The sequence below is a fragment of the Rhodothermales bacterium genome, assembly GCA_034439735.1.
GTDB lineage: Bacteria > Bacteroidota > Rhodothermia > Rhodothermales > JAHQVL01 > JAWKNW01.
On record JAWXAX010000187.1, the window covers coordinates 1 to 14,166 of the forward strand.

The 14,166-nt window shown below is 62.6% G+C and carries 10 protein-coding genes and 1 riboswitch; of the genes, 2 read left to right on the plus strand and 8 right to left on the minus strand.

What is annotated here, in order from left to right; translation table 11 throughout:
• Positions 1-105: 105 nt before the first annotated feature.
• Positions 106-2,940 (minus strand): carbamoyl-phosphate synthase large subunit, encoded by a 2,835-nt coding sequence (carB, locus tag SH809_14065; GenBank protein ID MDZ4700830.1) that lies wholly within the window; start codon positions 2,938-2,940, stop codon positions 106-108.
• 67 nt (positions 2,941-3,007) lie between these two features.
• Entirely contained in the window at positions 3,008-4,180 is a 1,173-nt protein-coding gene (gene carA, locus SH809_14070; GenBank protein MDZ4700831.1) for a glutamine-hydrolyzing carbamoyl-phosphate synthase small subunit, read from the minus strand.
• Between the two features lie 307 nt (positions 4,181-4,487).
• Here carA and SH809_14075 point away from each other — a divergent pair, with 307 nt between their 5' ends.
• The gene (locus tag SH809_14075) at positions 4,488-5,168 is read left to right on the plus strand and encodes an energy transducer TonB (GenBank protein MDZ4700832.1); all 681 of its coding nucleotides are present in this window, start codon (positions 4,488-4,490) and stop codon (positions 5,166-5,168) included.
• Here SH809_14075 and SH809_14080 read toward each other — a convergent pair.
• The 3 genes from SH809_14080 to SH809_14090 form a co-directional block, all read right to left on the minus strand.
• Positions 5,165-5,893: a deoxynucleoside kinase gene (locus SH809_14080; protein MDZ4700833.1), complete on the minus strand. Its 729-nt coding sequence runs from the start codon at positions 5,891-5,893 to the stop codon at positions 5,165-5,167. The two genes, SH809_14075 and SH809_14080, sit on opposite strands and share 4 nt — an antisense overlap.
• Before the next feature lie 45 nt (positions 5,894-5,938).
• On the minus strand, positions 5,939-6,469 hold the full coding sequence (gene folK, locus SH809_14085) for a 2-amino-4-hydroxy-6-hydroxymethyldihydropteridine diphosphokinase (GenBank protein ID MDZ4700834.1): 531 nt from the start codon (positions 6,467-6,469) through the stop codon (positions 5,939-5,941).
• 156 nt (positions 6,470-6,625) lie between these two features.
• A complete protein-coding gene (locus tag SH809_14090) occupies positions 6,626-6,769 on the minus strand; it encodes a hypothetical protein (protein MDZ4700835.1) in 144 nt (47 codons plus the stop codon).
• A 316-nt stretch (positions 6,770-7,085) separates the two neighbouring features.
• On the opposite strand from SH809_14090, the gene SH809_14095 reads away from it, so the two are divergent.
• Positions 7,086-7,355, plus strand: a complete 270-nt coding sequence (locus SH809_14095; GenBank protein ID MDZ4700836.1) for a hypothetical protein — start codon at positions 7,086-7,088, stop codon at positions 7,353-7,355.
• Between the two features lie 8 nt (positions 7,356-7,363).
• On the opposite strand, the gene thiC is transcribed toward SH809_14095, so the two are convergent.
• The 3 genes from thiC to SH809_14110 all read right to left on the minus strand — a co-directional run bounded on the left by thiC (position 7,364) and on the right by SH809_14110 (position 14,159).
• Entirely contained in the window at positions 7,364-9,289 is a 1,926-nt protein-coding gene (gene thiC / locus SH809_14100) for a phosphomethylpyrimidine synthase ThiC (GenBank protein MDZ4700837.1), read from the minus strand.
• A 65-nt stretch (positions 9,290-9,354) separates the two neighbouring features.
• Positions 9,355-9,472: riboswitch (TPP riboswitch) on the minus strand.
• Positions 9,473-9,537: 65 nt separating this feature from the next.
• Positions 9,538-10,980: a DUF1501 domain-containing protein gene (locus tag SH809_14105; GenBank protein MDZ4700838.1), complete on the minus strand. Its 1,443-nt coding sequence runs from the start codon at positions 10,978-10,980 to the stop codon at positions 9,538-9,540.
• A gap of 5 nt (positions 10,981-10,985) precedes the next feature.
• A complete protein-coding gene (locus SH809_14110; protein ID MDZ4700839.1) occupies positions 10,986-14,159 on the minus strand; it encodes a DUF1553 domain-containing protein in 3,174 nt (1,057 codons plus the stop codon).
• Between the last annotated feature and the right edge of the window lie 7 nt (positions 14,160-14,166).

Consider the following 14,166-nt stretch of genomic DNA (forward strand, 5'->3'; position numbering starts at 1 on the left):
ACCTGCCAACCTGCAACCTGCCAACCTGCAACCTGCCAACCTGCAACCTGCCAACCTGCAACCTGCCAACCTGCAACCTGCCAACCTGCAACCTGCCAACCCCTTTCACCTCGACAGATACAAATTCCGCATTTCGTACGGCCGCTGGAAATGTTCGTCGGTGAGCGCGTCGACAAACGCGATCGCTTCACCGGTGCTTTTCATCTCAGGACCCAGCTCCTTGGGCACATCCGGGAATTTGTCCCACGAGAATACGGGCTCCTTGATGGCGAAGCCCTTCAGTGTCGACTCCAGTAAGCCCCTCTCCCTGAAATCGGCAAGTTTGTCGCCCAGAATCACGCGTGTCGCAATGTTGGTCAGGGCAATGCCCGTCGCTTTGGCCACGAAGGGCACGGTGCGCGAGGCACGGGGGTTGGCCTCGATCACGTAGACGATGCCGTCCTTAACAACCAACTGGACGTTGATCATGCCGATCACGTCCAGGCGGTTGGCGATCTCCGTGACATAGCGCCGGATCGTGGCAATAGTTTCTTCGGAGAGGCTGAAGGGGGGCAACACCGCGGTGGAGTCCCCCGAGTGGACGCCGGCGGGCTCGATGTGCTGCATGATGCCGGAGATCCAGACTTCATCGCCGTCTCGAATCGCATCCGCGTCAATCTCTACCCCATTCTCAAGGAACACGTCTAGCAGGATTTGATTGTCCGGCATGAGCTTGATAATCTGACCGACGTACTGCTCTACTTCTTTTTTGTTGATAGCGATGCGCATCCCCTGCCCCCCGAGCACATAACTCGGCCTCACGAGGATCGGGTAGCCGATACGCTCGGCCACCTCGACGGCCTGGCTGATCGTGCGAGCCGTTCCATACCGAGGGTACGGGATTTCAAGCTCCTTGAGGATGTCCGAAAACTTACCCCGATCCTCGGCATCGTCCATCCGTTCGTAGGAAGTGCCCAGAATCGGGACGCCGAAACGGACGAGATCGGCGGCCAGCTTGAGGGCCGTCTGGCCACCGAACTGGACGATCACGCCGGCGAGGCCCTCCCGCTCGTGCTCGATGATGTTGTACACCCGCTCCCAGAACACGGGCTCGAAATAGAGCTTGTCCGCGATGTCGAAATCGGTCGACACAGTCTCGGGGTTGCAGTTGATCATGATAGCTTCGTAGCCCATCTCGCGGGAGCCCAACACGCCGTGGACGCAGGAATAGTCGAACTCGATCCCCTGCCCGATCCGGTTCGGACCGCTGCCGAGGATGATCACTTTCTTGCGATCGGACGGGATGCTCTCGTTGGAAGTCTCGAAGCTGGAGTAATAATAGGGCGTTTGCGCTGGAAACTCGCCGGCGCAGGTATCGACAAGCTGGAACGTCGGGATCACGCCAAGTCGCTTGCGAAGGTCCCGCACGTCGTCTTCCGTGACCGTGTCCTTGACGAGATAAGCGATCTGGACGTCCGAAAACCCGTGCTGCTTGATGCGACGCATACACGCGGCGTCGATATCGGCCAGGGTATGCGTAGAGATCATATCCTCGAGGCGCACGATGTCCTCGATCTGGCAGAGAAACCAGGGATCGACACTGGTAATGTCGGATACTTCCTCCACGGAAGCACCCAGTTTGAAGGCGTTGCGAATCTGGAGGGTGCAGTCCCAGTAGGGCTTCTGGAGACGCTCGCGGACCTCGGCGCGCGGGCTGTTTTCCCGATCGCCGCCGAGGCCGGCGTAGCCAATTTCCAGGCTCTGCCAGGCTTTCTGGAGACTTTCGGGGAAGGTGCGGCCTATGGCCATCACCTCTCCCACCGCCTTCATCTGCGTGGTGAGCTCTTCATCCACCCCCTCGAACTTGTCGAAGTTGAACCGGGGGATCTTGGTCACCACATAGTCGATCGATGGCTCGAAGCAGGCACTGGTGGTGCCGGTGACTTCGTTCGGGAGTTCATCGAGTGTGTAGCCGACAGCCAGTCGTGAGGCAACCTTCGCGATCGGGTAGCCCGTTGCCTTGGACGCCAGGGCCGAGGAGCGCGAGACGCGCGGGTTGATCTCGATGGCCACCATCCGGCCGGTTTCGGGCTGGACGGCGAACTGGACGTTGCAGCCGCCGGCGAAGGTCCCAATCGAACGCATCATGCGGATCGCGGCGTCGCGCATGTGCTGGTACTGTTTGTCGCTCAAGGTCTGCGCCGGCGCCACCGTCACCGAGTCTCCGGTGTGGACGCCCATCGGGTCGATGTTCTCGATCGAGCAGACGATGATGACGTTATCGTTCGCGTCGCGGAGCAACTCGAGCTCGTACTCTTTCCACCCGAACAGGCACTCTTCGATGAGCACCTCGTGGACCGGGGACATTTCGAGGCCACGCGTCACCTTCCGGTCGAACTCGTCCAGCGACCATACGATGCCGCCGCCCGAGCCGCCCAGGGTAAACGAGGGGCGGATGACCACCGGCACCCCGCCCAGCTCCTGGGTGATCTCCTTGGCTTCGAGCAGGCTTTTGGCAACGCGGCTGCGGCCCTGGTCGATGCCGATCCGCTCCATCAGATCGCGGAATTTCTGCCGATCCTCGGTGATTTCAATGGCATCGATATCGACGCCAATCACTTCGATTCCCATCTTCTCCCAGTAACCCTCCGCGTGAAGACGCTGGGCCAGGTTCAGCGCGGTCTGACCGCCCATGGTAGGAAGCACGGCGTCAGGCTTCTCGATCTCCACGATGGCCTTGATGGACGCCGGCGTGAGCTCGCGCAGATAGATGCGGTCCGCCGTCATCGGATCCGTCATGATGGTCGCCGGATTCGAATTGACGAGCACCACTCTGTAGCCTTCGGAGCGCAGCGCGCGCGCCGCCTGGGTGCCGGAGTAGTCAAATTCACAGGCCTGGCCGATGACGATCGGGCCGGAGCCGATGAGCAGGATGGTATGGATATCGGTTCGCTTGGGCATGGGTAGGGGTCCCGCGGGGCGGGCACATGTATCAGAAAGAGGATAGATGGCGAAGGAAGCGACGCGCTTAGAGGGCCGCGTAGATGCCGGATGAAGGTGCGCGTCTGCCGGCGCGGCCGCTGGCGGCGATATCCGCCAGAAACTCATCGAATAGGTAGGCGCTATCGTGCGGCCCCGGCGAGGCCTCGGGGTGGTACTGGACGCTGAGCCCGGTGAATGCCTTAAAACGCATGCCCTCGAGCGTCCGGTCGTTGAGATTCACGTGTGTCATGGCGGCCACGCGCTCGTCGAGCGACTCGAGTTTGACGGCAAAGCCGTGGTTCTGGGTGGTCACCTCGACCCGCCGGGTCGTCAGGTTCTGCACGGGGTGGTTGGCGCCGCGGTGGCCGACGAACATCTTATAAACCTCGATACCCTGGGAGAGCGCCATCAATTGATGCCCGAGGCAGATGCCGAACATTGGGATGCCCGTCGTGGCGGCGTTTTTCACCATCACGATCGCATCCTTCATCGCACGCGGGTCGCCAGGGCCGTTCGACAGGAACAGGCCGTCGGGTTGCCATCCCAGCACCTCTTCGATGGACGTGTGGGACGGGAATACCCGGACTTCGCATCCGCGCTGCTTGAACATCCGAAGGATGTTAAACTTCACCCCGAAGTCGTACACCGCGATCCGCGGCCCGTCCCCTTCGCAGTAGAGGTAGGCAGCGTCGGTCGTGACGTGGGAAGCCAGCTCCAACCCGTCCATCGACGGCCAGGAACGGGCGCGTTCGACCAGGCTCTCGTCTACCAGGTCGACCGACGAGATGACGGCATTCATCACCCCCTTCGCCCGGATGTGGCGGACCAGGAAGCGGGTGTCGACGCCCGAGATGCCCACGAGTTTGTGGCGCTGCATGAACGAACCGAGTGACTCACTGGCCAGGGGGTTCGAATACCGCTCGGTGAAGGAGCGGACGACCAGGCCGGCGATCATCGGTTTTTGGGCCTCCATGTCGCTATCGAAAGCGCCGTAGTTGCCGATGTGCGGGTACGTCATCATCATCACCTGGCCGTGGTACGACGGATCGGTGGCGATTTCCTGGTACCCCATCATACTGGTATTAAAACACAACTCGCCGCCGGTTTCGCCGATGTGTCCGATGGCTTTACCGGATACGACGGTGCCATCGGCGAGCGCGAGTTTGCAGGGTTGGACGGAGGGAAGAGGAGCGATCTGGTGCATGTCGGTGTCGGGCATTCAGGTTCAGGCCAGAACGTACTGATACAAAAAAACCCTCCCGAAAAACGGGAAGGTTTCAGCCAAAAAATCGGCCGCTTCTACAGATGGACTTGTTCAGCGGTATCGGCAACACGTGCGTCAAGGGCCAATCGGTGAATTTACAGTCGGTGGAGTTAACGGTCGGTAGATTTCAGGGGCGGATTCAAGGTAAGCACGTCGCGGAAAGCGATCAACCTCCAAACGCAATCATCCCCAATACGTTTCATCAAGAAACTGCTGATTTGAAACGAAGTATCTACGGCACCCTTATACACGGCCATCGCCCTTGCGCCCGACACGGACATACGACGACCCGATTGCGTATCGCCTCCGCGTGCTGGGCTGTATACTGGCGAGTCAGTGCCTCCTCTGGGCGGCGTTTCGGTTCTGGCCCATTCAGCCGGCCAGCCCCAATCCCGCACGCGTGTACGATATTGCCGGGCAGGAGATCATCGCGCTGGAGGAAATCATGCCCACGCGGCAGCTCCGCCAGGCCCCACGGCCACCCGCGCCGCCAGTGCCGGTGGTGTCGCCGGACGACATTCTGCTGGACACGGAAATGATATTTGACGACAGGAAGCTGGCGCTGGATGTCTACGGGGAGGAGGAAAACGCGGCCGTGGGGAACGAAGCGATCGCCGCCGGCCTCGCGGCGCCGGCTACAGCCCCCCGGGCCATCCGTTTCGTCGAGCCCGAATATACATCAGAAGCCCGTCGCAACCGGGTGCGCGCCGAGGTGGTCGTTCGGGTGCTGGTAGATGAAAAAGGGGCCGTCGTGGAGGCCACCCTGGTGGAGCGGTACCAGGTGGATGCGGCCGGCGAAAACCGGCAGCCGGTGACAAAGCTGGCGTACGGACTGGAGGAGGCGTCGGTGGAAGCGGCCCGCCGTTGGTTGTTCCAGCCGGCGCGGGAAGCCGGGCGCTCCGTTCGCAGTTACACGACGCTCACCTTCCGCTTCGGCGTCTAAAACCGCGAATCCGCATCCGAGGCGCCGGCCGGCGTGAAGTACGTCGTGCCCGGGTGGTTCAGCGTGGCGATGACCCGCGCGAGTTCATCGAGATGGGCCGGGTTGTTCACGAAGTCGATATGGGTCGCCTTTATGATGAGGAGCGGGCAACGCGTGAACCGGAAAAAGTAGAAGTTATAGGCCTCGTTGAGCGACTCGATATACCCGCGACTCATGCGGGCTTCGTAGCTGCGCTGCCGCTCGTCGATGTTTTTCATCAGCCGCTCCGTGTTGGACTGAAGGTACACCACGAGGTCGGGAGACGGCGTTACCACCTGCATCTGGTTGAACAGCGTCTCATACAACTGAAGCTCGTCGTCCTGCAGGTTCAGGTGCGCGAAGATGCGGTCTTTGTCAAAGATATAATCACTGATCACCACCTGGTGGAACAGGTCGCGCTCCAGGAGCGACTTCTGTTGCCGGAAGCGACTGGCGAGGAAGCTGAGCTGGGTATGGAAGGCCCACCGCTTCCTATCCTCATAAAAGCGCTCCAGAAACGGGTTCTGATTGAACTCTTCGAGGACAAGTTGCCCGTTGAACCGTTGCGCCAGGAGGCGGGCAAGCGACGTCTTGCCGGCCCCGATGACCCCCTCGATGACGATATACCGCAGGTCGTCGCGCAGCGCGCCGGGCGCCTGCTCGGGCGTCCTTTCCGTGCTGTCTATAGTCTCGTCCGCGTGTATCATAGGGTCATGATGGCCAGTGTCCGCAAAAACCTAGGGCCGGCCGGGTCATGAGTCAAGCAGGTTACCGGCAAAAACAGAAACCTTACCGGTATCTTCGCACCGGGCGAGGAGGTCTGCAACTGTCGCGTCAAACGGGGACGGCACAAAAAAATCGGGCGCGATGGCCGCCCAGGGCGCGAGCACGAAACGCCGACGATCGAGTCGTGGATGGGGGATGATCAGATCGCCGGCCGAGAAGGTGAGGGCGCCGTACGCGAGCAGGTCGATGTCCAGCGTGCGCGGCTCCCATCCCACGCGGGTGCGTAAACGCCCGCCCTCCCGCTCGATGGCCTGCGTAATCGCGAGCAATTCGGCGGGAGCGAGGGCCGTGCAGACCTTGACGACGGCGTTGAGGTAGTCGGGCTGCACGTCGTCCGCCGTCTGCGTATGGGCGCGGGTCTCGAAGACCGACGATCCGTGCGTGACGCACACTTGGGGATGTTCGGCCAGCCGGCGAACCGCCGATTGCAGATTGTGGAGGCGGTCGCCGAGGTTGGACCCCAACGCCAGATAGGCTCCGACGACGAGAGACGGCATGTGTGCACGCAGTGACGGATGAAAACGTTGCGTGTAGACGCGTCGCCATCCGATCGGTTCTATCAAAAAAAAGCCCAGCCTTACGGGGCTGAGCTTGAGTTCGCCTCAACGATTGCTCGTTGTCCGGGAGGCGAATACCGTTGGTCGCGGTGCTGGTCAGGCCAGCGAGATGACGCCGAAATAGTCTAATAACAACACGGCATTCATCAACACAAGCATGAACATTAACACCAGCCCCGACACCATATCTTCGTTCGAAAATTCTTCCGTACCCGTTTCCAGGTTGTTCGGATACTCCATGTGCGTCCAGGCTGCAGGGATTTTAGAGCCAGCTCGAGCGGGACCTGATACCGCCCTCCTGCCTCTGAATAGGGTATCGGCGAGTGCTCGGGGCTTCTTAAATAGCCAGGTGATAGTCGTAGAGACGCTCCTGTGGAGCGTCTCCCGACGGCAATCAACCATCCTGAAGGTTTCGACGGGTTTAAACCTCGCAGAGACGCCCCACCGGGGCGTCTCTGCTGCGATGCGTTGGCAGTGTGCATTGAACCACCATCCCCCAAACTTTTCCCCCGGCCGGCCGTAGTTCCTTTCATCCATTCCCAACCGCGAAACAGTTATGGACATGCCCGCCGACGAACCCGAATCTGGCTTCCCTTTCGACGCACTTAACTCCCTCGGCCTGTCCCTGGATCAGGTCGACTGGGAACGCGAACTCAAACGCATCGGCGCCCTGACGGGCAGCGTCGTCGGCTCCTACGTGTCCAGCCGGATGGCCCTATCGCTCGGCCTACGACTCGTTTCGGTCGTTGGAGGCACGTACAGCGGCCTTATCGCCGCCACAGTCGCCTATGAGGCTTGGCGGTATTATTGTGGGAAAGAAGTATAGGTGGGGGGTTACGCTTTGTGATACAACTCGCTGCCGAGTGATTTAAACGACTCGGACTTCTCCTCCATGCCGGCTTTGATGGCCGCCTGCTCGTCCAGGAGCCCCTTCGCCTTTGCGTAGTCGCGCACGTCCTGCGTGATCTTCATCGAACAGAACCGCGGACCGCACATCGAGCAGAAGTGCGCCACCTTGGAGGATTCCTTCGGGAGTGTCTCGTCGTGGTACTCGCGGGCGCGCTCGGGGTCCAGGCTGAGGTTGAACTGGTCCCGCCAGCGAAACTCGAACCGCGCCTTGGAAAGCGCATTATCCCGCGCCTGCGCCCCCGGGTGCCCCTTCGCCAGGTCGGCCGCGTGGGCGGCGATCTTGTAGGTGATCACCCCCTCTCGCACGTCATGTTTGTTTGGCAGGCCGAGGTGTTCCTTGGGCGTCACGTAACACAACATGGCCGTCCCGAACCACCCGATCATGGCGGCGCCGATAGCGGACGTGATGTGGTCGTACGCCGGCGCAATATCGGTCGTCAGCGGACCCAGCGTGTAAAACGGCGCCTCGTGGCACCACTCCAGCTGTTTGTCCATGTTCTCCTTGATGAGGTGCATCGGGACGTGGCCCGGGCCCTCGTTCATCACCTGGACGTCATACTCCCACGCCCGCGTGGTGAGTTCGCCCTGCACCTTCAACTCGGCGAACTGGGCTTCGTCGTTGGCATCGGCGATGGAGCCTGGCCTGAGGCCATCGCCCAGCGAGATTGATACGTCGTAGGCAGCGAGGATTTCGCAGACCTCGTCCCAGTGGGTGTAGATGAAGTTCTCCTGGTGGTGCGCAAGGCACCACTTGGCGAGGATCGAGCCGCCGCGGGAGACGATGCCGGTCACCCGGTTGGCCGTCATCGGGACAAACGGGAGGAGCACGCCGGCGTGCAGCGTGAAATAATCCACCCCCTGCTCCGCTTGCTCGATGAGCGTGTCGCGGAACAGCTCCCACGTCAGCTCTTCCGGCCGGCCATCCACCTTTTCCAGAGCCTGATAAATGGGCACCGTACCCACCGGCACCGGGCTGTTGCGCAGGATCCACTCGCGAGTCTCGTGGATATTTTTACCCGTCGAAAGGTCCATGATGGTGTCGGCTCCCCAGCGGGTGGCCCAGACCATCTTTTCCACTTCCTCGGCGATCGACGACGTGACGGCCGAGTTGCCCATGTTGGCGTTGATCTTCACGAGGAAGTTACGCCCGATGATCATGGGCTCGACCTCCGGGTGGTTGATGTTCGCCGGCACGATGGCCCGCCCCCGGGCGATTTCGCTGCGCACGAACTCGGGCGTGATCTCCGCTGGAATCGCCGCGCCGAACGCATGCCCGGGGTGCTGGGAGAAGATGCCGCACTCTTTCAACGATTCAAGACGCTGCCCTTCGCGGATGGCGATGTATTCCATTTCGGGGGTGATGATGCCCTGTTTCGCGTAGTGCATCTGCGACACTCGCCGGCCCGGCTTCGCCCGAAGCGGGGTGCGGATGTGGTCGAACCGCAGCGGATCGAGACGAGCATCGTCGGCGCGGACCTGGCCGTAGCTCGACGATGGCCCTTGCAGCTCGTCGAAATCCGCCCGCTCGCGAATCCATGGATCGCGAACCGGGGCGATGCCTTTACGCACATCGACCGTGACCGAGGGGTCGGTGTAGGGGCCGGACGTGTCATACACAAAAAAGGGGGGATTGGCGGCGACGCCGAAAAGGGACGGGGTTTCTTCCTGTTCGATTTCGCGCATGGGGACACGGATGTCCGGCCGGCTGCCTTCGACATAGATCTTGCGGGATCCTGGCAGGGGGCGCGTCATTTCGGCCGCGAGTTCGGCGACGTGGGCGTGCGGGCGTTCGACGGAATCGGCGCTGATGGGCGCGCCATCACCGGAGGAGGCAGGAGGCAGTACGGGCATGAGCCTGTTCGCTGGAAAGGTGAAGCGGGTTCAGGCGAAGCCAGCGGCGGGCGGCCGCTCGGAGATTGACGAGTAGTAAGCTTCCCTACGCCGGTGTTAGCCGGATCAGGTTCCAAGGGACTCTCTCAGCCCGACTCGACAGCCAGTATCCGGTCTGTCGCAGCGGCACCCCTAGCTTCGCGGGTCCGTTCGTGCGGACCCGTCGGTTGTATCGCCGTCTGGACGGGATGATCCCGGCCCGGCACGCGTCAGGCGAGGAGCCCGGGGACAACTTTCCCGTGGACGTCGGTGAGGCGGAAGCGCCGGCCGCGGTAACGGAAGTTGAGGCGTTCGTGATCGACGCCGAGCAGGTGCATGAGCGTGGCCTGGAAATCATGCACGTGCACGGGGTCCTCGACGACGTTGTAGCCGAACTCGTCGGTCTGCCCGTACGTGATGCCGGGCTTCACACCTCCACCGGCCATCCAGACCGTGAAGGCGCTCGGGTGGTGGTCCCGGCCAAAATTATCGTCGCTGAGCCGGCCCTGGGAGTAGTTCGTCCGCCCGAACTCGCCGCCCCAGATCACGAGTGTGTCGTCGAGCATCCCGCGCTGCTTGAGGTCTCTCACCAGCCCCGCGGAGGCCTGGTCCACGCTCTTCGCCATCCGCGCGATGTCCTGCGGCAAGTTGCCGTGCTGGTCCCAGTCCTGATGATACAGCTGCACGAACGAGACCCCCCGCTCGGCAAGCCGGCGGGCCAGCAGACAATTGGCCGCGAATGTCCCCGGCGTGCGGGCATCCTCGCCGTAGAGGTCAAAAATATGGTCTGGCTCCTCGCGCAGGTCCGTCACATCGGGCACGGACGTCTGCATCCGGTAGGCCATCTCGTACTGGGCGATCTTCGACTCGATCTCGGGGTCCGCGACGGCGTCGAACTGGAGGGCGCCGAGTTCCTTAATGGCGTCGAGTTGGCGTTTGCGATCTTTATCGGCGATGCCGGGGGGATTGTTCAGGTAGAGCACGGGATCCTTGCTCGCCCGAAACTCGATGCCCTGGTGCTCAGACGGCAGGAAGCCGCTGCCCCAGACATGGGAATACAGCGGCTGTCCACCCGGCCGGCCCTCGGAGAGGAGCACACAGAACGCCGGCAGGTTTTCGTTTTCGCTCCCCAATCCATAACTAAGCCACGCCCCGATCGACGGCCGGCCGCGGTGCTGCGAGCCGGTCTGGATGAAGGTCACCGCCGGGTCGTGGTTGATGGCGTCGGTGTACATCGACTTCACGAAACACACCTCATCCGATATCCCGCCGATGTGGGGAAGCAATTCGCTCACCCACGCCCCGCTATCGCCGTGTTGCGCATAACCGAAGTGCGGCCGGACGAGCGGAAACGAGCGCTGGCCGGCGGTCATGCCGGTCAATCGTTGCCCTTTCCGGATGGAGTCGGGGAGCTCCTCGCCATGACGCTTGATGAGCGTCTCTTTGTAGTCGTACAACTCCAGTTGCGATGGGCCGCCGCTCTGGAAGAGGTAGATGACGCGTTTCGCCTTCGGCGTAAAGTGCGGCCGGCCGAGCACGCCGCCACCCGGGTCGGCTAACGCGTTCATCGGATCGATCAACGAAGCCAGCGCCGCGGCGCCCAGCCCGAGCGTCGTCCGGGCCAGAAAATCGCGACGCGAGTAGTTTTTTGAAAACTGATTACAGTGATGCATAGAGGTCACCGCTTCATAAAGGCTTCGTCGTGGTTCATCATCGTGTTGGCCACGACCGCTAGGGCCGCCGTTTCTGCGGGGTTGAGACCTGGGTCGCGCGGCGCATCGCCAACAGCCAGAAGCTCGAGCGCCGCGGCCGGCTCACGGGAAAATCGGGCCTTTTCGTCGTCGAACAGGCGGGTGAGGACGTTGATTTCGGGATCGGATGGCCGTCGGCCGGTCAGCAGTCGGAAGCCGTATTCAATCCGCTCCGGCAGCTCCTGGCCGGCCTCACGGATCATCCGCTCGGCCAGAATCCGACTGGCCTCGACGAACTGCGGGTCGTTCATCAGGATCAGGGCCTGGAGCGGGGTATTCGTCCGGTGCCGCACAATCGTGCACGTGCTACGGTCCGTCGCATCAAAAGCGATCATCGCCGGATGCGGAGAGGTCCTCCGGTTAAACGTGTACAGGCTGCGGCGGTAGAGGCCGTCTCCCGTGTCCGCTACATAATGCAAGAGGAACTGGGAGAAGGTATTTTTCTCGAACCAGAGGTCGTCCGGCATGTACGGCTTCGCGCTCGGGCCACCGACGGCATCGACCAGCAAGCCGCTGGCCGCCAGCGCGTTGTCGCGGATCATCTCGGCCGGCAATCGATAACTCGCCCCACGCGCGAGCAGGATGTTTTCGGGGTCCACCTCCGCCAGCTCAGGCCGAGGCCGAGAGTCCTGGCGATAGGTGGCCGAGGTGACGATGAGGCGCTGCAACCCCTTCACATCCCACCCCGAATCGACGAACCTGCGCGCCAGCCAGTCGAGCAAATCCGGGTGCGACGGCAGCAATCCCTGATACCCAAAGTCCTCGGGCGTGGCGACGAGGCCGCGGCCAAAGTACATCTGCCAGAACCGGTTGACGGCAACCCGGGCGGTGAGCGGGTGATCCGGGTCGAATAGCCACTGCGCCAGGCCGAGGCGGTTGCGAGGCAGGTCTTCGTCGAAGGCGAGGACGGTCGCCGGCGTACCAGGTCCCACAGCCTCGCCGGGCTGGTTGTAGAGCCCCCGGTTCAGGATATGGGTAACACGCGGCTCGGGCATATCCTCCATCACCATGACCTCCATCACGGGCTCTACGAGCGCGTGTTCGTGCAATCGCAGCACCTGAAGCGCCGTCATGAGTGAGCGAAAGGCGACATCGTCTTCCTGGAGATAGTGAGCGATCCTTTCGGCCCGGCGCTGGGCGTCGGTGAGCACGGATTGGCCGTAGAGCTGCTCCAGTTCGAGCCCGCTCAGCGCCCGGTCGTAGAACCGGATGTCGTCCATGCGCCCGGTAAAAATGCCGTCATTGCCCGTGAAAGCGCGGTAGCTCTTCCCGACGCGTATCGGGCGCGGCTGAGGTTCGTACATGCCATCCACGGGCTGCATGCTCTTGTAGAGGCGATCGAACAGCGTTTCAGAGGGCTGCGGGGCGCCGTTCACGACGAAGCGGACTCCGTCGGCGCGACTCGATCCATCGTACACCAGCGCGACCTGGCTCCAGGCGTTCGGCGCGATGCCGACCGTGGTACGGACGTGGATATAGTTGTGCGGCAACGCGTTGATGAGGCGCACGTTGACCCGGTACAGGCTGTCGAGATAGACCTCGTACCCGCGCCAGTAGGAGTTTTTCTGGCCGGCGTTACCAAACAGCTCGGCGTACTCCTCTTTTTTCTCCGGGTAGGTCCAGATGCTGGCCGTGAACGCCTGATGCCGGTCGTACCCTCCAGCGCCCGGAAGCTCGAAATAGTCGAAATCATAATCCAGCGTAGCCGCGGCTCCTCGGGGTCCTTCCCCGATGGCAATTTCGCCAGATACCCGACCCGCGCGCGCCGGAGCAGCCAGGTTGGGCGTCGTCCCATCGGTGATGCGATCGAGGGGATAGTGGTCGACAAGGCCGGCTGGTTCGCTGCCCGCCGTGGCGTTCTCCCAGAGGCCCGGCTCCCGCTCGACGGCCCGGCGGCGCTCGGCGAGGCGGCCTTCCAGCGCCGTAATGCTGTCTCGGACGGCCGCTAGAGCCACTTCCACGCTGTCCGTAAACAGGGCCAGCATCGGGCCGGCGTTACCGTCGTCGCCCGTCATCCCGACTTCCTTGACGTTATTAAAAAAGGCCGAGAGCTGGTAATACTCCTTCTGCGTGACGGGGTCGAACTTGTGATCGTGGCAGCGGGCGCATTCCATCGTCAACCCGAGGAAGGCCTGGGCGAAGGTGTTGGTCCTGTCGGCGACATATTCGAGCCGGTACTCCTCGTCGACGATGCCGCCTTCGGCCGTCATCTGGTGGTTGCGATTAAAGGCGGTGGCGAGCACCTGATCGGTGGAGGCGTCCGGGTACAAGTCGCCTGCGAGTTGCCAGGAGACGAACTGGTCATACGGCATATTGTCGCGGAACGCCTCGATCACCCAGTCGCGCCACGGCCACATGAGGCGGTAGCCGTCGGCGTGGTAGCCGTGGGAGTCGGCGTAGCGGGCGAGGTCCATCCACTCCACGGCCATACGCTCGGCGTAGGCGGGCGTGGCGAGCAGGCGGTCCACCACGCGTTCGTAGGCATCCGGCGCCGTGTCGGCGAGGAAGGCGTCGATCTCCGCGACGGTGGGCGGAAGGCCGGTGTGGTCCATCGTGACGCGGCGGAGGAGGCGCTCGCGATCGGCCTCGGGGGCCGGCGCGATACCCTCGCGCTCCAGGCGTGCAAGCACAAAGGGGTCGATGGGCGAACGGGGCCAGCCGGCGTCACGAAGTGCGGGCTCCTCGGGCGCTTCGGGAGGCGTAAACGCCCAGTGCGGCTCCCACGCCGCCCCCTGCTGGATCCATCGTCTAAGAAGGGCGACTTCGTAATCGGACAGCGCCAGGTTCGACTCCGGCGGCGGCATCTGAAGTTCGGGGTCCTCGGAGGCGATACGGGTCGCCATCTCGCTGCGGCGCAGGCTCCCGCGCCGGACGGCATAGTGGCCCGGATTTTCGGCGAGTTCGGCAAAGGCCGCGTCCTCGACATCCAGCCGGAGGCCGGCCTCCCGCGTGTTTTCGTCGGGCCCGTGACAGGCGAAGCACCGGTCCGACAGGAGCGGTCGGACGTGGTAGTTGAAGTCCACCGTCTCCGGAAGCCGGACGAGGATATCCGGGTCCTCCGTTACCGGCGGCTGGCAGCCCAGGAGCATGACCAGCGTCACACAGGTC

Coding starts and splice junctions, on each gene's coding strand:
- carB (MDZ4700830.1), bottom strand. CDS start 2,940: ATGCCCAAGCGAACCGATATCCATACCATCCTGCTCATCGGCTCCGGC.
- carA (MDZ4700831.1), bottom strand. CDS start 4,180: ATGCCCGACACCGACATGCACCAGATCGCTCCTCTTCCCTCCGTCCAA.
- SH809_14080 (MDZ4700833.1), bottom strand. CDS start 5,893: ATGATACACGCGGACGAGACTATAGACAGCACGGAAAGGACGCCCGAG.
- folK (MDZ4700834.1), bottom strand. CDS start 6,469: ATGCCGTCTCTCGTCGTCGGAGCCTATCTGGCGTTGGGGTCCAACCTC.
- SH809_14090 (MDZ4700835.1), bottom strand. CDS start 6,769: ATGGAGTATCCGAACAACCTGGAAACGGGTACGGAAGAATTTTCGAAC.
- SH809_14095 (MDZ4700836.1), top strand. CDS start 7,086: ATGGACATGCCCGCCGACGAACCCGAATCTGGCTTCCCTTTCGACGCA.
- thiC (MDZ4700837.1), bottom strand. CDS start 9,289: ATGCCCGTACTGCCTCCTGCCTCCTCCGGTGATGGCGCGCCCATCAGC.
- SH809_14105 (MDZ4700838.1), bottom strand. CDS start 10,980: ATGCATCACTGTAATCAGTTTTCAAAAAACTACTCGCGTCGCGATTTT.